25 protein-coding genes are annotated in these 21,883 nt (G+C 58.8%); 13 read left to right on the top strand and 12 right to left on the bottom strand.

The window, feature by feature from the left end; all coding sequences use genetic code 11:
• Positions 1-199 precede the first annotated feature (199 nt).
• The gene (locus tag ABWV79_RS17580; protein ID WP_353393580.1) at positions 200-1,918 is read left to right on the top strand and encodes a bifunctional sulfate adenylyltransferase/adenylylsulfate kinase; all 1,719 of its coding nucleotides are present in this window, start codon (positions 200-202) and stop codon (positions 1,916-1,918) included.
• Between the two features lie 51 nt (positions 1,919-1,969).
• Here the strand turns inward: ABWV79_RS17580 and ABWV79_RS17575 are convergent, their stop codons facing one another.
• The 4 genes from ABWV79_RS17575 to ABWV79_RS17560 form a co-directional block, all read right to left on the bottom strand.
• On the bottom strand, positions 1,970-2,830 hold the full coding sequence (locus tag ABWV79_RS17575; protein WP_353393578.1) for a hypothetical protein: 861 nt from the start codon (positions 2,828-2,830) through the stop codon (positions 1,970-1,972).
• Positions 2,830-3,714 carry a PhzF family phenazine biosynthesis protein gene (locus ABWV79_RS17570; protein WP_353393576.1) on the bottom strand — a complete coding sequence of 295 codons (885 nt, stop codon included), beginning with the start codon at positions 3,712-3,714 and terminating at the stop codon, positions 2,830-2,832. The genes ABWV79_RS17575 and ABWV79_RS17570 overlap by 1 nt, the downstream gene beginning before the upstream one ends.
• Positions 3,715-3,794: 80 nt before the next feature.
• Entirely contained in the window at positions 3,795-4,019 is a 225-nt protein-coding gene (locus ABWV79_RS17565) for a DUF1150 family protein (protein WP_170352348.1), read from the bottom strand.
• Positions 4,020-4,024: 5 nt separating this feature from the next.
• Positions 4,025-4,438: an Hsp20 family protein gene (locus tag ABWV79_RS17560; RefSeq protein WP_058280036.1), complete on the bottom strand. Its 414-nt coding sequence runs from the start codon at positions 4,436-4,438 to the stop codon at positions 4,025-4,027.
• Positions 4,439-4,601: 163 nt separating this feature from the next.
• On the opposite strand from ABWV79_RS17560, the gene ABWV79_RS17555 reads away from it, so the two are divergent.
• The 4 genes from ABWV79_RS17555 to ABWV79_RS17540 all read left to right on the top strand — a co-directional run bounded on the left by ABWV79_RS17555 (position 4,602) and on the right by ABWV79_RS17540 (position 7,200).
• Positions 4,602-4,826, top strand: coding sequence for a YdcH family protein (locus tag ABWV79_RS17555; RefSeq protein WP_170352346.1), 225 nt, complete (start codon positions 4,602-4,604; stop codon positions 4,824-4,826).
• A gap of 65 nt (positions 4,827-4,891) precedes the next feature.
• Positions 4,892-5,377, top strand: a complete 486-nt coding sequence (gene purE, locus ABWV79_RS17550) for a 5-(carboxyamino)imidazole ribonucleotide mutase (RefSeq protein ID WP_170352345.1) — start codon at positions 4,892-4,894, stop codon at positions 5,375-5,377.
• Complete coding sequence (locus ABWV79_RS17545) at positions 5,374-6,129, top strand: NAD(P)-binding domain-containing protein (RefSeq protein ID WP_353393573.1); 756 nt, start codon at positions 5,374-5,376, stop codon at positions 6,127-6,129. Before purE ends, ABWV79_RS17545 begins: the two co-directional genes overlap by 4 nt.
• A 3-nt stretch (positions 6,130-6,132) precedes the next feature.
• Complete coding sequence (locus ABWV79_RS17540; RefSeq protein WP_353393571.1) at positions 6,133-7,200, top strand: 5-(carboxyamino)imidazole ribonucleotide synthase; 1,068 nt, start codon at positions 6,133-6,135, stop codon at positions 7,198-7,200.
• A gap of 60 nt (positions 7,201-7,260) precedes the next feature.
• Here ABWV79_RS17540 and ABWV79_RS17535 read toward each other — a convergent pair whose 3' ends face one another.
• The 6 genes from ABWV79_RS17535 to ABWV79_RS17510 form a co-directional block, all read right to left on the bottom strand.
• A complete protein-coding gene (locus ABWV79_RS17535) occupies positions 7,261-8,412 on the bottom strand; it encodes an alpha-D-ribose 1-methylphosphonate 5-triphosphate diphosphatase (RefSeq protein ID WP_353393570.1) in 1,152 nt (383 codons plus the stop codon).
• Positions 8,409-9,182, bottom strand: coding sequence for an alpha/beta fold hydrolase (locus tag ABWV79_RS17530; RefSeq protein WP_353393568.1), 774 nt, complete (start codon positions 9,180-9,182; stop codon positions 8,409-8,411). The genes ABWV79_RS17535 and ABWV79_RS17530 overlap by 4 nt, the downstream gene beginning before the upstream one ends.
• 38 nt (positions 9,183-9,220) lie before the next feature.
• On the bottom strand, positions 9,221-10,063 hold the full coding sequence (locus ABWV79_RS17525; RefSeq protein WP_353393566.1) for a DMT family transporter: 843 nt from the start codon (positions 10,061-10,063) through the stop codon (positions 9,221-9,223).
• Positions 10,064-10,247: 184 nt separating this feature from the next.
• On the bottom strand, positions 10,248-11,888 hold the full coding sequence (gene groL / locus ABWV79_RS17520) for a chaperonin GroEL (RefSeq protein WP_170753387.1): 1,641 nt from the start codon (positions 11,886-11,888) through the stop codon (positions 10,248-10,250).
• A 57-nt stretch (positions 11,889-11,945) separates the two neighbouring features.
• Entirely contained in the window at positions 11,946-12,233 is a 288-nt protein-coding gene (groES, locus tag ABWV79_RS17515) for a co-chaperone GroES (protein ID WP_170352338.1), read from the bottom strand.
• A 152-nt stretch (positions 12,234-12,385) separates the two neighbouring features.
• On the bottom strand, positions 12,386-13,060 hold the full coding sequence (locus ABWV79_RS17510; protein ID WP_353393563.1) for a DUF2161 domain-containing phosphodiesterase: 675 nt from the start codon (positions 13,058-13,060) through the stop codon (positions 12,386-12,388).
• A 137-nt stretch (positions 13,061-13,197) separates the two neighbouring features.
• Between ABWV79_RS17510 and ABWV79_RS17505 the strand changes: the two genes are divergently transcribed.
• The 8 genes from ABWV79_RS17505 (at position 13,198) to ABWV79_RS17470 (ending at position 20,415) form a co-directional block, all read left to right on the top strand.
• Positions 13,198-14,178: a TraB/GumN family protein gene (locus ABWV79_RS17505; RefSeq protein ID WP_353393561.1), complete on the top strand. Its 981-nt coding sequence runs from the start codon at positions 13,198-13,200 to the stop codon at positions 14,176-14,178.
• Positions 14,179-14,277: 99 nt separating this feature from the next.
• Complete coding sequence (locus ABWV79_RS17500; protein WP_353393559.1) at positions 14,278-15,198, top strand: manganese-dependent inorganic pyrophosphatase; 921 nt, start codon at positions 14,278-14,280, stop codon at positions 15,196-15,198.
• Positions 15,199-15,328: 130 nt separating this feature from the next.
• Positions 15,329-16,405, top strand: coding sequence for a DUF389 domain-containing protein (locus ABWV79_RS17495; protein WP_353393557.1), 1,077 nt, complete (start codon positions 15,329-15,331; stop codon positions 16,403-16,405).
• Between the two features lie 106 nt (positions 16,406-16,511).
• A complete protein-coding gene (locus ABWV79_RS17490; protein WP_353393555.1) occupies positions 16,512-17,387 on the top strand; it encodes a TIGR01459 family HAD-type hydrolase in 876 nt (291 codons plus the stop codon).
• A 100-nt stretch (positions 17,388-17,487) separates the two neighbouring features.
• On the top strand, positions 17,488-17,931 hold the full coding sequence (locus ABWV79_RS17485; RefSeq protein WP_353393553.1) for a MaoC family dehydratase: 444 nt from the start codon (positions 17,488-17,490) through the stop codon (positions 17,929-17,931).
• 47 nt (positions 17,932-17,978) lie between these two features.
• Entirely contained in the window at positions 17,979-18,911 is a 933-nt protein-coding gene (locus tag ABWV79_RS17480) for a bifunctional riboflavin kinase/FAD synthetase (protein ID WP_353393551.1), read from the top strand.
• Positions 18,908-19,381, top strand: coding sequence for a YcgN family cysteine cluster protein (locus tag ABWV79_RS17475; protein WP_353393549.1), 474 nt, complete (start codon positions 18,908-18,910; stop codon positions 19,379-19,381). The genes ABWV79_RS17480 and ABWV79_RS17475 overlap by 4 nt, the downstream gene beginning before the upstream one ends.
• Complete coding sequence (locus ABWV79_RS17470) at positions 19,381-20,415, top strand: threonine aldolase family protein (protein ID WP_170753403.1); 1,035 nt, start codon at positions 19,381-19,383, stop codon at positions 20,413-20,415. Before ABWV79_RS17475 ends, ABWV79_RS17470 begins: the two co-directional genes overlap by 1 nt.
• Before the next feature lie 12 nt (positions 20,416-20,427).
• Here ABWV79_RS17470 and ABWV79_RS17465 read toward each other — a convergent pair whose 3' ends face one another.
• Positions 20,428-21,234: an alpha/beta fold hydrolase gene (locus tag ABWV79_RS17465; RefSeq protein ID WP_353393547.1), complete on the bottom strand. Its 807-nt coding sequence runs from the start codon at positions 21,232-21,234 to the stop codon at positions 20,428-20,430.
• Complete coding sequence (locus tag ABWV79_RS17460) at positions 21,231-21,833, bottom strand: 2-hydroxychromene-2-carboxylate isomerase (protein ID WP_353393545.1); 603 nt, start codon at positions 21,831-21,833, stop codon at positions 21,231-21,233. The genes ABWV79_RS17465 and ABWV79_RS17460 overlap by 4 nt, the downstream gene beginning before the upstream one ends.
• Positions 21,834-21,883: the final 50 nt, after the last annotated feature.

Below are 21,883 nucleotides of genomic sequence, written 5' to 3'. Positions count from 1 at the left end.
TTGCCCAATTGCCGACAATTCGAAGAACCGCAGTCGGCATTTGCATTTGAATGTGGAAAATTCTTCCAATCCGAGCGAAAACCGCGCATATCGTCCTTTGTTTCATGAATGTATATGGACTTCACCTGATCATCGGGGCAAACGCCCCTTAAACACCTATGAATCACGGGCAAAACTGCCCTTACACAAGAGTATTCCGATGACGATGTTAAGCAATCTGGCCCCTATCCCAGAACTCTATGTCTCCTACGACTCGGCGCAGAAGCTGAAAGTAGAAGCCGCTGACCTGACCAGTTGGGACCTGAGCCCGCGCCAGATCTGTGACCTTGAACTGCTGATGAACGGCGGGTTCAACCCGCTTAAGGGTTTCCTGTCCGAAGCCGATTACGACAACGTCGTCGAAAACATGCGTCTGGCCGACGGTACCCTGTGGCCGATGCCCATCACGCTGGACGTCAGCGAAGACTTCGCCCAGTCAATCGAGCTGGGTCAGGACATCGCCCTACGTGATCAGGAAGGCGTCATCCTCGGCACCATGACCGTAACCGACCGCTGGACCCCGAACAAATCCCGCGAGGCTGAAAAGGTATTCGGCGCGGATGACGACGCGCATCCAGCCGTGAATTATCTGCACAACACCGCAGGCAAGGTGTATCTGGGTGGACCTGTGGTCGGCATCCAACAACCCGTCCACTATGATTTCCGCGCCCGCCGCGACACCCCGAACGAGTTGCGCGCTTATTTCCGCAAGTTGGGCTGGCGCCGCATCGTTGCGTTCCAAACCCGTAACCCGCTGCACCGCGCCCATCAGGAGCTGACCTTCCGTGCCGCCAAGGAAGCCCAAGCCAACCTGCTGATCCATCCGGTTGTCGGCATGACCAAGCCCGGCGACGTCGACCACTTTACCCGCGTGCGCTGTTATGAGGCGGTTCTGGACAAGTATCCGGCCTCGACCACCTCAATGAGCCTGCTGAACCTCGCGATGCGTATGGCTGGCCCGCGCGAAGCGGTCTGGCACGGGCTGATCCGCGCCAATCACGGCTGCACCCACTTCATCGTGGGCCGCGACCACGCGGGCCCCGGCAAGAACTCGGCCGGTGAAGATTTCTATGGCCCCTATGACGCGCAGGACCTGTTCCGCCAGTTCCAGGACGAGATCGGAGTCGAGATGGTCGACTTCAAACACATGGTCTATGTGCAGGAACGCGCCCAATACGAACCCAATGACGAAATCGCGGACAAGGATGACGTCACCATCCTGAACATCTCGGGTACCGAACTGCGCCGCCGTCTGGCCGAAGGTCTGGAAATCCCCGAATGGTTCAGCTTCCCCGAGGTTGTGGCCGAGTTGCGCAAGACCAAACCGCCGCGCAGCCAGCAAGGCTTTACCGTGTTCTTCACCGGCTTTTCGGGCTCGGGCAAATCCACCATCGCCAACGCGCTTATGGTCAAGCTGATGGAGATGGGCGGCCGTCCTGTGACGCTGCTGGACGGTGATATCGTTCGTAAGAACCTGTCGTCGGAACTCGGTTTCTCGAAGGAACACCGCGACCTGAACATCCGTCGCATCGGCTATGTGGCGTCGGAAATCACCAAGAACGGCGGCATCGCCATTTGTGCCCCAATCGCGCCCTACGCAACCACCCGTCGTGCCGTTCGCGAAGAGATCGAGCAATTCGGTGCCTTCTGCGAAGTCCATGTCGCGACCAGCATCGAAGAATGCGAGCGCCGTGACCGCAAGGGCCTGTATAAGCTTGCGCGTGAAGGCAAGATCAAGGAATTCACTGGCATCTCGGACCCTTATGATGTGCCCCGGAACCCGGAGCTGAGCGTCGAGACCGAGAATGTCGAGGTCGACAACTGCGCCCATCAGGTGCTGCTCAAGCTTGAAAGCATGGGTCTGATCGCGGCGACTTAAGCTGACCGCCACATGAAACAGGCCCTCGCGCTGCGGGGGCCTTTTTTGTGATCAGAGCTCGGCGCGAATGGCCGCAACGGCGCGGGCTTCGAAATCACCGTATTCAGCCGCCTTGGGCTGGATCGCCTGTAGATGCGATAGGCGCGCAGCGTAGTCCTCGGGTGAGACCGTTTGAATGGCGCGGTGAATATCGGCCTCGGATTCGCACAGGATCATGCCTGATGTGTCGAAGAAATCCCCGATATTCGGGCAGCCCCAATAGATCGGAACAGTGGCGCACAGGATCGCATCCGTCAGTTTTTCCGAGAAATAATTCCGTTCCCGCACATTCTCGATCACCACAGAATAGCGATACGGGGTCAGCCCGTCGGATTTCTGGTCAAACGGCATATAACCACGACCCATGATATCGACATCCGCGCCCGTCTCGCGCACCCAGTCGATGACCGCATGACGCAATTGGTGACCTTCCAGATCGCGCTTGGCCGAGGCGATCAACGAACAGGATTTGGTCTTTTCGACGGGCAACTTCTGCCAGTCCGGCACCATGGTGACGCCATAGGGCAGAAAGACCGCATTCGGGATGCCTTGCAGCAGGACGTCATGGAAGGTCAGCACACGAAAGAACCGACGCCATGTCCAGCGCAGCATCCGGTCGTGTTTTGCGTGGATGGCCGAGGGTTCCCCCATCATCAGCGAAATCTGCGCGCGGGTACCCCGGCGCAACCGCAGATGCACGGTGGAATTGGGATACATGATCAGGTGATCGGTTGGTTCCAGATCCCCGACAGTTTTGCCAGTCAGACGATCCGGGCAACCCGCGGGCCAGATCAGATCGCTGAGGAGAACCGAGCTCAGCTTCGGCCCCAACCGGTGCCCATAGGGCAGGATCGCAATTGCGGGCTCAGACATCAATTTCCCTCCGGCAGATTGACCTGCCCACGCATCAGCACATGGCCGCTCCCGGCCACCTTGATACCGGTCATTGCCTCCGGCGGGCCAACACGCGTAACGGTGGCCTGACCCGGGCGGCCCATGTCATGGCCTTGTTCGGCAACAAAGCTGTCTTTCTCCATCAGACCGTGCTTCCACAGATAGGCCGCCATCGCACCGGTGGCGGACCCGGTAAACGGGTCCTCGGGCGGGCTGGGCGGCGCCAGCAACAAGCGCGAAAACGTGTCCCCGACATCGGTCGCGCCTTGCAGCGTAACCAGAAACGGCTCTGCCATATCCGAACCCGAGAACCCAGCCATAGCCGCGACCTCACGCAGCGGTCCCTCGGCCAGTTTCGCGGCCCGCAGCGCCGCGTGATCACGCAGGACGGTGATGCAGAACGGCAAACCGGTAGACACGAATTGCGGCGGTGAAGTGATGGCATCTGCGGACAGGCCGATCGCGGAGGCCACCAAATCAGCCGGCACCTCGGCGCCAAATTGCGGTGCGACCTGAGTCATCTCGATCTCGTCACCCTTCAGGCGGATATCGACGAGGCCCGCGCCCGTCTCAAGCGTCAGGCTGTCGCCGTCAATCATCCCGCGCGACCGCATAGCGGCCACGGTCGCAATGGTTGGGTGCCCGGCAAAGGGGATCTCGCGGCTGGCCAGAAAGTAGCGAACCCGGATATCAGCGATGTCAGAAGGCCCGGTAAAGGTGCATTCGACCAAAGACGTCTCTTGCACATAGGCCATGCAGATTGCATCCGACAAACTAGCGCCGCCATGCACGACTGCGCACCCATTGCCCCCAAAAGCGCGATCGGTAAAGGCATCTACCCAGTCAAAATCAAACCAGCTCATTCCTCGGACCCTTTGCTTTACAGGGCATATCTCGCCCGGTCAGCGTCGGATGTCACGAGGAAAACGCCCAAAGGGCCGTGTCAGTGCACGGCCACCGGCGAGAAGTCATGCTCGCGCGCGAGGTTGAAGGCCAGCTTACGGTCGGCGACCAAAGCCAGCCGTTGACCATCCGAATCATGGACGGCATATATCTGATCCAGATCGCCTGCCTGCTCGCGCATTTCTTCTGGCAAATCGGCGACTTCAACCGTTTTGACATAGACGATCCGGTCGCCCTCGGCGTTCAGTTCAATCGGCGTATTCATTGCTCTTACCCCTTTCTTATGTTGATCGTTTGCACCACGGTTTCTGGCACAGCGCGGGTCAGATCCACATGCAGCAGACCATTTTCCATGATCGCCTCGCCCACCTCGACTCCGTCGGCCAGCACAAACATGCGCTGGAATTGACGCGCCGCGATGCCGCGATGCAGGAATATGCGCCCCTCGCTGTCGTCGCGTTGACGGCCCCGGATCACCAGTTGGCGATCCTCGATGGTGATCGACAAATCCTGCTCGGCAAACCCGGCCACGGCCAGCGTGATCCGATAGGAAAAGTCCGAGGTCTGTTCGATATTGTAGGGCGGATATCCTTCATTTCCGGCCTTTGCAGACCGTTCCAAAAGGCGTTCCAGTTGCTCGAACCCCAAAAGATGCGGGTATGAGCCCAAGGTAAGTTTAGACACGTATTTCGTCCTTTATTGTCAAAGCGACGTGTGGTGCGGCCCCGTTCTGGCAACCGCGTAGAATAGAATATGGGAATGTAGCCAGATGTCCACAAGGTCTGGCAGGATAAACCCTGACACACTATCTTGTGTGACAAGCACCACAATAACCACTGAGTCGACCATGAACGCCCCCACCGATCTTTCGATGAAAACTGATGACGTTCTGCGGGTCGAGCTGGAGGTTTTTCGCCGCCAGCACCGTGATCTGGACGAAGCGATTGAGGCACTTCAAGGCACCGGTACGGCCGACCAACTGACCATCAAGCGTTTGAAAAAGCAGAAATTGCGGCTGAAAGACATCATCCGTCTGATCGAAGACCGCCTGACCCCCGATATCATCGCCTGACACATTGCCACGAATGCGGATTTGGCTATAGTGCGCGCTCTTTCGGCACGCAGGGAAGTAAGCGGATGAGCGACGTGAAAGTGGGGATCATCATGGGCAGCCAGTCGGACTGGCCCACGATGAAAGAAGCCGCCAATATTCTGGACGAATTGGGCATAGCCTATGAAAAGCGCATCGTGTCCGCCCACCGCACCCCGGACCGGTTGTGGGACTATGGCAAGACCGCCGTATCGCGTGGTCTGCATGTGATCATCGCCGGTGCCGGAGGGGCAGCACATCTGCCCGGCATGATGGCGTCGAAAACCCGCGTGCCCGTGATCGGTGTTCCGGTGCAGACGCGGGCGCTGTCGGGCGTCGATTCGCTTTATTCCATCGTCCAGATGCCCAAAGGGTTTCCGGTGGCAACCATGGCGATTGGCGCCGCCGGGGGGGCCAATGCGGGCCTGATGGCAGCCGGCATTCTGGCACTGCAGGACGACGCCTTGGCGGGTCGTCTGGACGCGTGGCGCGATGCCCTGTCAGCCTCGATCCCGGAAGAACCGCAAGGATGAGCCGCGTCGGGTTCATTGGAACTGGCCATATAGCAGCGCCGATTGCACGGTTGCTGGCACGCAAGGGGCATGAGATTTATGTGACCGAGCGTAACGCCACCGTGTCGGCAGCGCTGAAGGCCGACATCAACGCAACCGTCGGCGACCCGCAATCAGTGATCGACCAATCCGACGTCGTGTTTCTGTGCCTTCGGCCTCAAGCCGCGCTTGATGTGCTCGAACCTCTGAGCTTTCGCCCCGATCATCGGATCGTATCGGTTATGGCGGCGGTGTCCGAAGTGGACCTCAGATCGCTTTGCACTCCGGCGAAGGATTTCGTGCAAACAATCCCTCTGGGCTTTTTAGAAAAAGGCGGCTGCCCCATGGCAGCTTTTGGAAACGATCAGTTGTTGGCCAATTTGGTCTCACCCGAGAACCCGGTTGTTAAAGTCGCAAATGAAGCCTCGTTAAATGCCCATTTTGCGATCTGCGCGATGGTTCCCGGTGTTCTGGACTTGTTGGCAACCGGCTCGAAATGGCTAGCCGAACAGACTGGTGACGCTGACGGAGCCGAGTTCTATACGACCCAGTTGATAGCAGGATTTCTTGCGTCCACGGAAAAGGATCGGGCGGGTAGGCTTGCTGCAGAACGCGATGCGCTGGCAACAGACGGAACTCTGAGCTTGCAGATGACGCAGGCATTGCAAACGGACAAGGCCCACAAGGCGCTGCGCGACGCCCTGACGGCAATCGGCAAACGGTTGGAGACCTGAACAATGACCGACATGCTTGTACCCGGCAACACGATTGGCATCCTCGGTGGTGGACAGCTAGGGCGGATGCTGTCCGTGGCGGCGGCCCGTCTGGGGTTTGTGACCCATATCTTTGAACCCGGTGCCAACCCGCCCGCCGGTCAGGTGGCCGACCGGGTGACCACGGCAGCCTATGACGATGTCGACGCCCTGCGCGCCTTCGCCGAGTCCGTCGATGTCATCACTTATGAATTCGAAAACATCCCCACCGAAGCGCTGGACCTGTTGGAATCCCATCGCCCTATCCGTCCGGGCCGCGAGGCGCTGCGGGTCAGTCAGGACCGCCTGACCGAGAAGAACTTTCTGCAAGGGCTAGGTCTGCAAACCGCGCCTTTTGCGGATATCACCGATCTGGATAGCCTGAAAACGGCGATTGATCAGATCGGAACGCCCGCGATCCTGAAAACCCGCCGCTTTGGCTATGACGGTAAAGGACAGGCCCGGCTGCGCACCCCTGAGGATGCCGAGGCTGCACTGGCCGATATGGCGGGCGCCCCTGCGATCCTGGAGGGGTTTGTGGAGTTCAGCCACGAAGTCTCGATCATCGCGGCGCGCGGGTTGGATGGGCAGGTCGCCTGTTTTGATCCCGGTGAGAATGTTCACCGCGATGGCATACTGCACACGACGACGGTGCCCGCTCGTCTGCGTCCGGCGCAACGCACGGATGCGGTGCTGTTGGCAGCCAATATCCTGAACGCACTGGACTATGTGGGCGTGATGGGGGTTGAGCTGTTCGTGACGCAGCAGGGCCTGATCGTGAACGAGATCGCGCCTCGAGTGCATAATTCAGGCCATTGGACACAGAATGGCTGCGCAGTGGATCAGTTCGAGCAGCATATCCGCGCGGTGGCCGGGTGGCCTTTGGGTGACGGTCAGCGGCATTCGGATGTGGTGATGGAGAACCTGATCGGCGACGACATGAACCGTGTGCCTGAACTGGCGCAGGAACGGGACGTGGCGCTACATCTTTATGGCAAGGCCGAGGTCAAGGCAGGCCGGAAGATGGGGCATTTCAACCGTATCGTCCGCTGAGAAATCGCGCTGGCGCGCGATGCCTCCGGCGGAGGTATTTTTAGCCAGATGAAGCGAGGATCAGTTGAGGAACCGGGTCGCGATATCCCCGGCCATATAGCTGATCCGGCCCCCGGCCATTGTGGCGGCAACCCGATGGGTGGATTTGTCCAAAATGGTCAGGTCGGCGCGTTTTCCTGGGGCCAGCGTGCCCCGGTCGGTTAGGCCCAGCACACGCGCGGGGCCTGTAGAGACCAGCGCCCATGCCCAGGCCAAATCCATCAAGCCGGATTTGGCTAACATCAGCGCGGCGCGGCGCGGGCTTGGGTAGTGATAGTCCGAGGCCAGCGCGTCGCACAGCCCCATCGTGATCAGGTCCAGCGCGCTGACATTGCCCTTATGCGATCCGCCGCGCACCACGTTGGGTGAGCCCAGAATGATATGGTCGCCTGTGGAGCGTGCGGCCTCGGCGGCCTCGAGCGTTTCGGGGAATTCAGAGATGTGTGCCCCACGCGCGCGCCAATCTGCGCGGGTTTGGGCTGTGGCGTCATCATGGCTGCCCATGCGTACGCCCTGCCCCGCCAATGTCACGCATAGATCGTCCAGCGCCGGGGGCACCTCGGCGCTGCGGGCGTGCATGGACAGCAGCATCTCGAAGTGTTTGTCCGGGTTGCGCCCGGCTTTCAGCGCCTGTCCGGTCAGGCGCGGTGGCTTGCGCCCCTCGGCCAGACGGTCATGCGGCAGGTGGTCATTGAACACCACATAGGGCACCTGCCAAGCGGCGATCTTTTCGGGCAGACCGGCGTAGTCGTTCAGCATATGCGTCTCAAACCGAAGTTGGGGAACCAGGTCGGTCACCACACGGCCTTTAACCGAGGCAATTGCATCAAACACCTGACCAGCGAATGCTGGGCCGCGCACGCCGCCCTCCCAACTGTAGAACTGCGCCAGAACGGCGGTGGTAATACCGTTGGCGGCCAGTTCGGCCTCGACCGAGAGGATGCCTTCGTCCATCTGTTTCATCGCACCCCGGCGCGGGGCGATGTGGCGTTCGAACCCGTCGCCGTGCAGGTCGATGATGCCCGGCAGCACCAGATAGCCGGACAGATCAATAGGGCGCCCGGTGGCATCCGCCTGTACCACACCGTCCGCCAAGAACAGGTCGGTCGGGATCAGGCCATCCTCCGGCAGCAGAACCTCTGCGCCGGTCAGGGTCAGGTTCAATGTGCTCATTCGGAACGCTCCGACTCGGGTTCGGAGCAATCCTGCCCGATGCAGATCTCGTCGATGATATCCTGCACCCCGTCCAGCCACGTGATCTGAGGATCAAACTGACCGAATTCGATGAAGTGTAGCGCCTGTGCCATGACGCGCGGGTTATTCATCATAAAAGTGTGGGTCACTGGCAGGACGATATGGTCCTTCATGCCCGCGACCTTGGTGCTTTCGACCGAAACCTTGCCGTCATCCGGCCCATCAATCATCGAGGAAAACAATGGGTTCAGTGTGTCTTTGCCCGCAATCACGCCCAGTTCAAAATCCACCCGCGGCAACATGCGCGGAAGGCCCTCGGGGCCGGTGCCCAGCGCAAGGCCGGCGGGGCCGTTCAACATGCCGAACACCTCATAGGCGCTAAGTTCGTCCACCAATTGGCTGCCCTGGTTGGGCGGGCCCAGCATGACCACGCGGCCCAGATTTTCGGGCATGTTGTCCTGCAGCCAATAGCGCAGCAGGATGCCGCCCATCGAATGAGCCACCACGTTGACCGTATTCTCGCCACAAGCCGCGAACGCATCCGGCAGTGTCTGGTTCGCAAGGTCCGGGATTGGCAAGTCGGTCGAGGGGTAGCCCGGTCGCACAACCGTATAACCATGCGCCTTGAACAGCTGATCCATTACGGTAAAAGACGCTTCGGTCCGCGCAAGCCCGTGCAAAAGAACTACGCATTTCGCTTGGGCCGCAACCGGCAGAAGGAACAGAATTAGGGTCAGCAGAACTCTCATAGCGGCCAGATAAGCCCTAAGCGCGAGTGATGAAACCCCTAGCGCGATTTCAGGCGCAGAACAGCCAGCGCGATACCGCCAAGCACAAGTGCCGCACCAAAGATCAGGCGCAAGCTGGCGACCTCACCCAACAGAAACGCACCGCCCAGAATGGCAATGATCGGCACGCTCAACTGCACCACCGCCGCCGTGGTCGGGGCCAGTTGCGGCAGCACACGGTACCACAGCGCATAGCCCATCCCCGAGGTGACACCGCCCGACACAGCCGCCAGCACATATCCCGTGCTGGTCATCCGCCAATCGCCCCCGACGGTCAGCAAGGCCAACGCCGTCACCGGCAGAGCGACCACGAAATTCGCCGCAGTCCCGGCCAGAGCATCCGGCTCGGACCGACCGACCAGCGAATAGATCGCCCACCCGATCCCGGCGGCTGTCATCAGCGTCGCGCCAACCGGACTGACCTGCACCTGATCTGTGGGCCAAAGCACCCAGGCCAATCCTGCCAGCGCGATCACCGCGCCAGCGATCTGGCGCACGGTAGGCAGGGCCCCGGTAAAAGAGGTCACGGCAAACATCGTGATCTGCACGACACCAAACAGGATCAACGCGCCCAACCCCGCATCCAGCGTCAGATAGGCAATCGAAAACCCGATCATATATAATGACAATGACCCTGCCCCTGCGATCCGCCGCATATTCCGAAGCGGCAGACGTCCCCCTTTGAGGAAAACAAGCGCGGCCAGAACCAACGCCCCGGCCAAGACGCGCACAGTGGCAAATCCGGCTGGATCGCTTGCCCCGCTGTCGATGGCAAGCCGGTTGAGGATCGAGTTGGCCGCAAAGGCAACCATGGTTAGGGCCGTCAACAGGAACAGTTTCATATCAACCGCATAATGGGTTTAGGGCCGTTTGCACATTCACAATCTGGCGCGAGGATTGAAACGAAACGGGGCCGCCCAAAGGCGACCCCGTTCCTAAGCTCTGCGGCTTCCCTTCCGGCAGCTTGGCCTTTTAGCCAAGCGCCTTTCGGGCTCGTAACAATTCGCCGGGGCGAATTCGACGTGCTTACATCATGCCGCCCATGCCGCCCATGTCGGGCATGCCGCCTGCAGCGGGTGCGTCTTTCTGGGGCTTGTCGGCAACCATCGCTTCGGTGGTGACCAGCAGACCAGCAACCGATGCGGCATCTTCCAGCGCGGTACGGACAACTTTGGCCGGGTCAATCACGCCGAACGAGAACATGTCGCCATATTCTTCGGTCTGCGCGTTGAAGCCGAACGATACATCGCCGGATTCACGGACTTTGCCCGCAACGACCGCACCGTCAACACCTGCGTTCTCAGCGATCTGGCGCAGCGGCGCTTCGATTGCTTTGCGAACGATGTTGATACCGGCGTTCTGGTCAGCGTTTGCACCTTCCAGAGTTTCCAGTGCTTTGCCGGCCTGAACCAGAGCAACACCACCGCCGACGACAACGCCTTCCTGCACAGCAGCGCGGGTCGCGTTCAGAGCATCGTCCACACGGTCCTTACGTTCTTTCACTTCAACTTCGGTCATGCCGCCGACACGGATAACAGCAACACCGCCTGCCAGTTTGGCAACGCGCTCTTGCAGCTTCTCACGGTCGTAGTCCGACGAAGTTTCTTCGATCTGAGTGCGGATCTGAGCAACACGTGCTTCGATCTCGGCTTTCTCGCCAGCACCGTCGACGATGGTGGTTTCGTCTTTGGTGATTTCGATTTTCTTGGCGGTGCCCAGCATGTCCATGGTGACGGACTCGAGCTTCATGCCCAGATCTTCGCTGATGACCTGACCGCCGGTCAGGATTGCGATGTCCTGCAGCATGGCTTTGCGGCGATCGCCGAAGCCCGGTGCTTTGACAGCAGCAATTTTCAGGCCGCCGCGCAGTTTGTTGACAACCAGAGTTGCCAGCGCTTCGCCTTCAACGTCTTCCGCGATGATCAGCAGCGGCTTTTGCGACTGGATCACCTGCTCCAGCAGCGGAACCATCGGCTGCAGCGAGGACAGTTTCTTTTCGTGCAGCAGGATCATGCAGTCGTCGAGCTCTGCGATCATCTTGTCTGCGTTGGTGACGAAGTAAGGCGACAGGTAGCCGCGGTCGAACTGCATACCTTCGACAACATCGGTCTCGGTTTCCAGACCTTTGTTTTCTTCGACGGTGATAACGCCTTCGTTGCCAACTTTCTGCATCGCATCTGCGATCTGCTGGCCGATTTCGGCTTCGCCGTTGGCCGAGATGGTGCCAACCTGCGCAACTTCTGCCGAGTCTTTGACTTCGCGCGAGGCGTCTTTGATGCCTTCAACAACCTTGGCAGTTGCCAGGTCGATGCCGCGCTTCAGGTCCATCGGGTTCAGGCCAGCAGCAACCTGCTTGAGACCTTCGCGCACGATGGCTTGGGCCAGAACGGTTGCGGTAGTGGTGCCGTCACCGGCTTCGTCATTGGTGCGGCTGGCGACTTCTTTCACCATCTGCGCGCCCATGTTTTCGAACTTGTCTTCCAGTTCGATTTCCTTGGCAACCGAAACACCGTCTTTGGTGATGCGCGGTGCGCCGAAGGATTTATCCAGAACCACGTTGCGGCCTTTGGGGCCCAGGGTCACTTTAACCGCGTCGGCCAGGATGTTTACGCCTGCCAGCATCCGGTTACGGGCATCGGTGTCGAACTTGACGTCCTTTGCAGCCATGTCGTTTCTCCTTGAGAAATTAGTTGTAGATGAAGATCAGAGTGAAGCGCGAGGGCCTTACTCGATGATCCCCATGATGTCGCTTTCTTTCATCATCAGCAGCTCTTCGCCGTCGACCTGAACCTCGGTGCCCGACCATTTGCCGAACAGGATCTTGTCGCCAGCTTTCACAGCCATTGCGATCAGCTCGCCGCTGTCCTTGCGTGCGCCTTCGCCGGTTGCGACGACTTCGCCTTCGCTGGGCTTTTCTTTTGCGCTGTCAGGAATGATCAGGCCGCCAGCGGTTTTTTCTTCGCTTTCGGTACGGCGAACCAGCACGCGGTCATGAAGCGGTTTCAATGCCATCTTTGCAGCTCCTTGGGCTCAAAGTTGTTAATCCTCCCCTCGCCGATTGGCGGGGCGTTAGCACTCATGCTTATCGAGTGATAACGACGCATAGCTAGGGGGTGCAATTCCCCGAGTCAACAAGCCGTGAAGGATTTTTTGAACAGCAGTCGCTATTCGGGCTGCTCCCAACTGTAAGCCCAGTGTTTCAGACCCTCTTGTCCGGCATCGGTCAGGGCGTAAACACCCTTGTCGACCTTTTCAAACCAACCGTAATGGTTCTCTCGCATTAGGCGGGTGGCGGTGGTCACACCGGTTGCCTTGGCAACCTCAGCTCCTTTGGTAGCTCCGCATTCCACGAGATGAGCCGCACATTTCAGCGCATCCTGACGATAGGCAGTGACAATCCCATGCCGCGTAGCCCCGCCCGCATTTGGGTCACCCTCCAACCGATCAAACTCGCGCAGCAGTCGCGCCGCTTTGACTTTGTTCCTGCGCGGGGCATACGGACCCGGATCACACTGCACCTCGACTGCCCCATCCGCGCGAACGGTGATCAAGCCCAGCCCCAGACGTCGACACATGGCCAGATTATCCTTCAGTGCCCGACGCGCACTGCGCCCGGTTGGCTTGCACACGCCCAGATAGACCTGATCTGTAACCCTTAACCGCGCCACCGCCTGATGAAACAAGGCCAGAGTAAATCGCAGTTTCAGCTCGACAATAACAGGCTCATCACCTGCGCGCACAGCCACGATATCGGCCGCGCCCACTTCACCCTTGACGGTATAACCCTGACGCTCCAACAGCGCTTTTATGGGGGGATAGAGATCCTGCTCACGGTCCATGGCGCCATGCTAAGTGATTTATTGTGGAATGCCAGACACAGAAAACTCCGACAATTGGTCAACTTGCTTGAACACAACACTTGGCCAAGGCAAGGTCGCGCCACATATACGTACCGAGTTAATACGGGATGATCCTGATGCGTTTCTTGTTCTTTGTTGCTTTTTTGTTTTTTCCTTTGGCAACCTATGCGGCCTGCGAAGGGCGAGACCTTAGGCCGGATCTTTCTGCTGACATGCGGGCGCAGCTTGATCAGGCGGTAAGCGGCACCCCGTTTTCTGAAGGCAACCACTGGATCGCGACCAAAGGCGATACGGTGCTGCACCTGATCGGAACACTGCACACGAATGATCCACGCATGGATGGCGTTATGGAACGTCTGGCCCCTGCCCTGTCCGACGCGGACGCGTTCTATTTTGAAGTTACCAAGGACAAGATGGACGGATTCGAGCAACAGCTTGCCCAAGACCTCAGCCCGGTTCTGATAACTTCGGGCCCAACTCTGATTGACCTGATGTCTGAAGAAGACTGGGCCGCCCTGTCCACCGAATTGGCTGATCGAGGCATCCCCGGCTGGATGGCCGCCAAAATGCGCCCATGGTTCCTGAGCATGATGTTGGGTGTCCCGCCATGTATGACCCAGGACGAAGATGCCAGCTATGGCATGGATGCACGCCTGACTGATCTGGCTGTCGAACTCGGAAAACCTCAGTACTCACTGGAAGAAATCGAAGACCTGATGGCGATGTTCAATGAACATCCGCTGGAAAAGCAGGTTCAGTCCCTGGTGCGAATGGCCAGCGCCTTTGAAAGCAGCGAAGATCAGCTTGCCACGATGGTCAACGCCTATATCGAGGAAAAACACGGCGAGATTCTTCACTTTGCTCGCCTACAGGGGCTCGAGACTTCGGGCCTGTCACAAGATGTCTTTGACGAGGAATGGGGCAGCTTTGAAGATCAGCTGCTGGTCGGGCGCAACAACAACTGGATGCAGCATATTCTGAATATTCAGGACCAAACAGCAGTCATCGCCGTTGGCGCGGGGCATCTTGCTGACGAATTCGGCCTTCTGAACCAATTGCAACAAGCTGGCTACACCTTGGAACGCGCGCCGTTCTAAGAAAAATTTACCCTTCGTCGCAGTTTACGCAGGGGCGGGTGACAAGCGCGTCGGACCGCCCTATAAGGCGCGCAAATTTACCTTCCTCAGGACGCAGACATGACAACCCTCGTATTTGGACACAAATCCCCCGACACCGATTCCACCGGCTCTCCGATCCTGTGGTCTTGGTACCTGAACGAAGTCAAAGGCGAACAGGCCGAACCCGTGCTGCTAGGTGAACCCAACACCGAGGCCGCCTTTATGCTGCAGCGCTGGGACCTGCCCAAGCCGCGCCTCATCGCAGACGTGGACGCGGATGCGCAAGTTGTCATCGTTGATACCAACAACCCCGCCGAACTGCCTGCCAGCGTCAACAGCGCCGACATTCGCGCCATCATCGACCACCACAAACTGGTTGGCGGTCTGGAAACCAAAGGCCCCATCGACATCACCGTGCGCCCGCTGGCCTGCACCGCGACCATCATGGTTGACCTGATGGGCGACGACGCGGCCAAAATGCCCGACGCCGTCAAAGGCGCAGCGTTGACCTGCATCCTGTCGGACACTCTGGAGTTCCGCTCGCCTACCACCACCGCGCATGACCGCGCAGTGGCCGAGAAACTGGCGGCTGAGCTGGGTCTGGACGTCTCGGCCTATGCTGCTGACATGTTCGCGGCAAAATCGGACGTATCCTCGTTCTCGGACGCCGAACTAATCCGCATGGACAGCAAGGAATACGAAGTCGACGGCACCAAATTCCGCGTTTCAGTTCTGGAAACCACCGCTCCGGGCGTCGTTCTGGACCGCAAAGACAGCCTGGCAGCGTCGATGGTGGATGTTGCCAAGGAAGACGGCGTTGATCAGGTATTGCTGTTTGTCGTCGACATCCTCAACGAAGAAGCCACCCTGCTTGTGCCCAATGCCCTTGTGAAAGGCGTGGCCGAGAAGAGCTTTGGTGCGTCAGTAGACGGTGACGCCGTGGTTCTGCCCGGAATCATGAGCCGGAAAAAGCAGATCATCCCCAACCTCAAAGTGTGATCTTCGTATCACCACAAACAAAAGGCGCCTGTATCGGGGCGCCTTTTTTCGTTAAGACACAAGATTTTGCATAGAGCGTATCCGTTGATAATCTGGTGCGGATAGTCTTGCTTGGGTCTTGGTCGCAGGAATGAGTAAACGAAAATTCAGCACCACCAGGGATATCCTTCGGTTCGAAGGGCATGACCGAGCGGCCTACTGGCGCAGATTTGCGATGCTTTTGACATTGTCGGCGGTGATCGCGACCATGGGGATGCTTCGCGATTCAGGCGCAGTGGTGATTGCCGCCATGTTGGTCGCGCCGTTGATGACACCGATACTGGGCATAGCTGCCTCGATGGTCATGGGGTGGCTGGGACGTGCGTTCAAGCTTGCCCTGATAGTAAGCGGGGCGGCAGTTATCTGCGTCTTTCTGGCCTGGTTTCTTGTCTATATCGCCGATGTTCCCCGCGGAATTCTGATCCCTGATCAGGTTCTGGCGCGTACCGATCCCGGAACTGAAGATCTAATCGTTGCCTTGGCGGCTGGCGTCGCCGGAGCGTATGTGCAGATAAATCGATCAGAAGTTAGCCTGCTGCCAGGTGCTGCGATCGGCGTGTCTTTGGTGCCCCCGTTATCCGCCTCGGGGGTATTGATGTATTTTGAAGAAGCCGCTGAAGCTTATGAGGCCGGCTTGCTGTTCGCAACAAACCTTGGGGCGATCATCCTATCGGCTTGCGCGGTTTACATCGTATACGCTGCTCGTTCGGTGGTTTTCAGCAAGGGGCGTCGCAAGCTGAACTTTACTGCCAGCGTCGTTGTGACCTTGGCGTTCTTGACCTTCGTTGTCATTCAATTGGGCAAGTCGACATATAACCGCTATCTGGAAACCCGGACCGAAGCGCAATTGGCGCAGACAATTCGCGATTGGGCTGACCCAGTCTCGGTCGAGATTATTCGCGTCGACGTCAACGCTCAACGCAAGCAAGCCGATATCTGGCTGATCGTTGACCTGCCAATTGAAGCCGCGTTCAAGGTGTCTTCAATCGCAGGCCTCCTGCCGGAAAGCCTGCGCGAGAACCCCCTAGTCGACGTGCTGCGCAACGAGTTGGGGCCGGGTTATCTGGTTGTTGTTCGCTTTCAGAACAGGATCGGAGCCCAGGTCATTCTAGGCACTGAAAACGTTCAACAGGCACCAGACGTCGAGGAAATCAGTGAAGACAACTGATCGCATACGGCTATTCATTCAGAAAATTTGCAGCTGGGATGGTCAAAAGACCGAAGCTTTGACATAGCTGGCACAAATTCGACTCCAGACCCCCGGGGGCAGCTCAATGACTCAGATTATTCACAAACTTGATGAAATCTCCGATCGCTACAAAGCGCTGTTTGTCGATCTCTGGGGCTGTGTACATAACGGCATAACCGCCTATCCCGAAGCCGTGGCAGCGCTTCAAGGTTATCGCGCCAAAGGGGGCATTGTTGTTCTGGTCACCAACTCGCCCAAGCCCCGCGCGGGGGTGGCCGAGCAACTGGAACAATTCAACGTTCCCAACGATGCATATGATACGATCGCCACAAGCGGAGACTCGGCGCGCTCAGCTATGTTTCGAGGCGCTGTAGGCGAAAAAGTTTACTTCATGGGAGAATGGGCGCGCGATGCTGGCTTTTTCGAGCCGCTGAAGATTTTGCACCGCCCAATTCAGATCGAGCGTGTGCCACTGGATCAGGCCGAAGGGATTGTCTGCTGTGGACCATTCGATCCGATGGCCGACCCTGGCGTCAACCGCGCGGATTTCCTTTATGCCAAGCAGAAGGGCATGAAACTTCTCTGCGCCAATCCAGATATCGTGGTCGACCGGGGCGAGGTTCGGGAATGGTGCGCGGGCGCTTTGGCCAAACTCTACACCGAGATGGGGGGCGAGAGCCTTTACTTCGGCAAGCCGCATCCGCCGATCTATGATCTGGCGCGGCGGCGGCTGCAGGAGCTGGGTCATGATATCCCTGACGGCGATATTCTGGTGATCGGCGACGGCCCCCATACCGACATTCTGGGCGGCATGGGTGAGGGGATTGATTCTCTGTTCATCTCGGGCGGCTTGGCAGCAGCGGAAACCAAAACGTCGCACCATCCGCATCACGAATCCCTAACCGATTATATCGCAAGGGAAAACATCAACCCCACCTATACAATCGGCCGCCTGCGCTAGTCAGAAAAGACTTGATTTTCTGCAGTTGCGAAGTAATAAAGTTACCCAACTTGGGTGACTTTGGTTTTTTTGTTGCCCGCTTAAATCGAGTGAGGGTGACATGTTGGACAATCTTCCGCGCGGCACGATCTGTATTGAAGACATCGAAATGGGCATGACCCGCCACCTGCGCAAAGTGGTGACGGACGAGGATATCGAAATGTTCGCGCAGGTCTCGACCGACCGTAATCCCGTGCATCTAGATGACGACTATGCCCGCGACACGATCTTTGAGGGGCGCATTGCCCACGGGATGTTGACGGCCGGCCTGATCTCGGCCGTGATCGGGGAACAACTGCCGGGCCACGGCACAGTTTATATGGGGCAGTCGCTGAAATTCCTGGCCCCCGTTCGCCCCGGTGACATGGTCTACGCCGAGGTCAAGGTGATCGACATCGACTTTGCCAAGCGACGGGTCAAGCTGGATTGCCACTGTGCGGTGGACGGCGAAAAGGTGTTGATGGGCGAGGCCATGGTGCTGGCACCATCGCGCAAGTTCGACTGACGTCTCAAACCCTTGAACCTGCCTCGCAGTCCCGCTAGGCAGGCGCTATGCGCATTATTCGGGATTTCCAGTTTGTCGAGCCTCAGGACCGTGGTGCCAGTGTGGCCATCGGCAACTTTGATGGCGTTCATATCGGCCACCGTTCAGTGATCGAGCTGGCGCGCAACGCCGCGCCGGATGCGCCACTGGGTGTGATGACTTTCGAGCCACATCCGCGGGAATATTTTGCACCCGACAGCCTCCCTTTTCGCCTGATGCGCGGCAATGCCCGTGCGCACCGTTTGCAGAAGCTGGGAGTTCAGAAGCTCTATGAATTACCCTTTAACGCGGCGCTGGCCGGGCTGACGCCCGAAGAATTCGCACGCAATGTGATCTGTGACGGGCTGGGGCTGTCGCATGTGGTGGTCGGGGCCGATTTCTGTTTCGGCAAAGGCCGCAGCGGCACCGCCGATGATCTGGTCCGGTTCGGGGCCCAGATGGGTTTCGGTGTCACCATTGCCCCCTTGATGGAGCGGTCGGAAAACGTTGTGTCCTCAACCGCGATCCGTACTGCGCTGTCGGAAGGTCGCCCCCGGGATGCCGCCGCGATGCTGGGCCACTGGCACCGGATCGAGGGCGAGGTGATTGGCGGCGAACAGCGCGGGCGCGAGTTGGGCTATCCCACCGCGAATATGTCGATCGAGGGACTGCACCCGCCGAAATTCGGCGTCTATGCGGTGCTGGTTGATGTGCTGGATGGCCCGCATCAGGGCAGCTATCACGGCGCGGCCTCGGTGGGCACGCGCCCCATGTTCAACGGCGAAGTGCCCAATATCGAGACGTTCCTGTTCGATTTCTCGGGCGATCTTTATGGCGCGACGCTCTCGGTTGGTCTGGTCGAATACTTGCGCCCCGAGATGACGTTTGACGGGTTGGACGGGCTGATCACCCAGATGGATGCCGATTGCGAAAAGGCCCGTGCGCTACTGGCGGCGCTATGACCACCGACCCGATTGACCGCAACGGCCTGTCCGCCCGCTTCTGGGAACGCAAACCGTTGACCAAGATGAACCAGCGCGAGTGGGAGGCGCTGTGCGACGGCTGCGGAAAGTGCTGTCTGAACAAGCTGGAAGACGAAGACACTGGCGAGGTTGCCCTGACCTGCGTCGCCTGCCGGCTGCTGGACGATGAGACCTGCCGTTGCACCCAATACGACATCCGCCACCAATTCGTGCCGGAATGCATCGTGATGACGCCAGACAATATCGACGAACACGCCTATTGGCTGCCCCAGACCTGCGCCTATCGGCTGCTGTGGGAGGGCAAGCCCCTTTACGATTGGCACCCATTGATATCTGGTACGCCTGACAGCGTATACGCCGCCGGGGTCTCGGTTCAGGGCCGCACGGTGTCCGAGTTCGAAACCCCCATGGAAGAGTGGGAAGACTATATCATCGAGGAGCCCAACTGATGTATTTCGCCTCTGACAATTCCGGGCCGGTTCACCCGCAAGTGATGGCCGCGTTGAGCGCCGCGAATGAGGGCTATCAGATGGCCTACGGGGCCGACACGCTGATGAACGAGGTGCGCGACCGTATCCGTGGTATCTTTGAAGCGCCGGGGGCAGCTGTCTATCTGGTGGCGACCGGGACGGCGGCAAATTCGCTAGCTCTGTCGACTCTGGCGAACCCGTGGGACACCGTGTTTTGTTCCCCCGTTGCGCATATTCACGAGGACGAGTGCAACGCCCCGGAATTCTACAGCGGCGCCAAGCTGACGCTGGTGCCCGGTGGTGACAAGATGACGGCAGACGCATTGCGCAGCACCATTCTGGCCGAAGAAACTCGCGGTGTGCATGGGCCGCAACGCGGGCCAGTCTCGATCACGCAGGTGACCGAGCGAGGTTCGGTTTATTCGCTGGAAGAGTTGCAGGCGCTGTGCGGTGTTGCCAAGGAATACGGCCTGCCAGTGCATCTGGACGGTGCGCGGTTCACCAATGCGCTGGTCGCGCTGAACTGTTCTCCGGCCGAGATGACATGGAAATCGGGTGTTGATGCAGTCAGTTTTGGCGGCACAAAGAACGGACTGATGGGGGTCGAGGCGGTCGTCTTTTTCGACGAGACCAAAGCCTGGGAATTCGAGCTGCGCCGGAAACGTGGCGCGCATCTGTTTTCGAAACACCGGTACTTGTCGGCACAGATGGCCGCCTATCTGCAGGACGACCTTTGGTTGCAGATGGCGCGTCAGGCCAATGACAATTGCGCACGTCTGGCTGACGGGCTGCGGGCCAAGGGGGCCTCGTTCCTGCATCAACCGCAGGCAAACATGATCTTCGCCGAATTCTCGCGCGCGCGGCACAAGCAATTGCACGACGCGGGTGCAGTTTATCATCTGTGGGGCGGAGAACTGGATGGGGCCGATGACGCAGAGCCGCTTGCTTGTCGTCTGGTCTGCGACTGGTCGATCAGCCCTGAACAGATCGACCAGTTCATCGCACTACTGTAAGGTCAGCACTTCCTAAGGCTGCCCATCCCAGAAATCCCGTATCACGCGCGCCATGTCTCGAGCATGCGTGATCGGGGCCATGTGCCCTGCCCCTTCAATGACACAGCCCGAGGCATTGGGCAGGCGTTGTTGCAGCCCTTCACAGATCGCAGGCATCGCGGGATGTGTACGTGACCCGTTGACCAACAGAATGGGCATATTTGCGCGGCTCATCATATCGGGGGCCAGCAAGCCCTTTTTATCCTCGAACAAGTCATCTTTAACCGCAGGAACAAGATGCACACCGCGGGTCATTGCGGCACGGGTCCGTTCGGGTAGGTCCGGCCAGCGAGGGCTGTGATCGGTGCTCCACATCCTGTTGAAAAGGCGCGCGGCCAGTTCCATATCACCGTCAGCTAAAGCCTTTGCATAAGGTTGCGCCTCATGGTCATGCTGCGCCAGCAAATCAGGCGCGTCCTGCTTGGCAACGGCAAAGAACACCGGCTCGATCAGAACCGCACTGCGGACCAGATCGGGGTATTCCATCGCCAGGCGCAGCGCGATCATCGCGCCAAAGGAATGGCCGATCACATCCATCGGCTCTGTCAATTGCTCGACAGTCAGTTCGGTCAACAAATCGAACAGATCGCCCTGTTCGTTCCAATCAGGACTCTTTCCGTGTGAGGGCATATCGGGCGCGATAAATGTCGCGTCATCCCCCAACACGCCCGCCAACCCTGCCCACGCCCCAGAGTGAGCAATCGTGCAATGCAGAGCCAGCACTTTGCGCTCGCCCTGCCCCAAGGTTCTGACATGAACCGACGGCATCAAATCCTTCACCCTTTCATCTCGCTCAGGTGACGGTCCAGGTCCTCTAGCCGGTCCTGTCCCCAGAACCGTTGACCATCTTCAGTGATATAGAACGGCGCACCAAACGCGCCTTTGTCTACGGCCTCCTCAAGGTGGGAGGCATAGGTATCGGCCCCGACCAGCAAGCCGCTATCGGCCAGAGAGGGATCGAACCCTGCTAAAGACAGGCATTCACGGATCACTTCGTCCTGCGCGACGTCTTTTTCTTCGGCCCAGCAGGCGCGAAGAATGGAATGAACCAGCTGTCCGACATCACCCGAGCCGTCCTTGGCGGCTGCGATCACAGCGTAAGAGGACGGTGCCATATTCGTGGGCCAATGGGCAGGTTTCAGATTGAACTCCATCCCCAGATTCTTGGCTTGCCGCTGCAGTTCCTGGGCCCGGTATTCGATGCGCGAAATGTGCCGGTCCTTCGGTGGAGTTCCCCCGGTGCGTCCGAACAGCGCCATGATATCCAGCGGTTTGTAGTTGATCGTAGCGCCGTGCTTTGCCGCGACCTCCTCAAGCCGGGTTCCGGCCAAGTAGGTGAAGGGCGAAATTGTCGCAAAATAGTAGTCAATGGTGGCCATATTCACTTTCTCCGCTGCGTTATCTTTGCGAGACGGTAAGGCCATGCTAA

Source organism: Ruegeria sp. HU-ET01832 (assembly GCF_040371315.1).
Taxonomy (GTDB): domain Bacteria; phylum Pseudomonadota; class Alphaproteobacteria; order Rhodobacterales; family Rhodobacteraceae; genus Ruegeria; species Ruegeria lacuscaerulensis_A.
The sequence above is the reverse complement of the archived record's forward strand: the minus strand, read 5'-3'. Positions and strand labels throughout refer to the sequence as shown.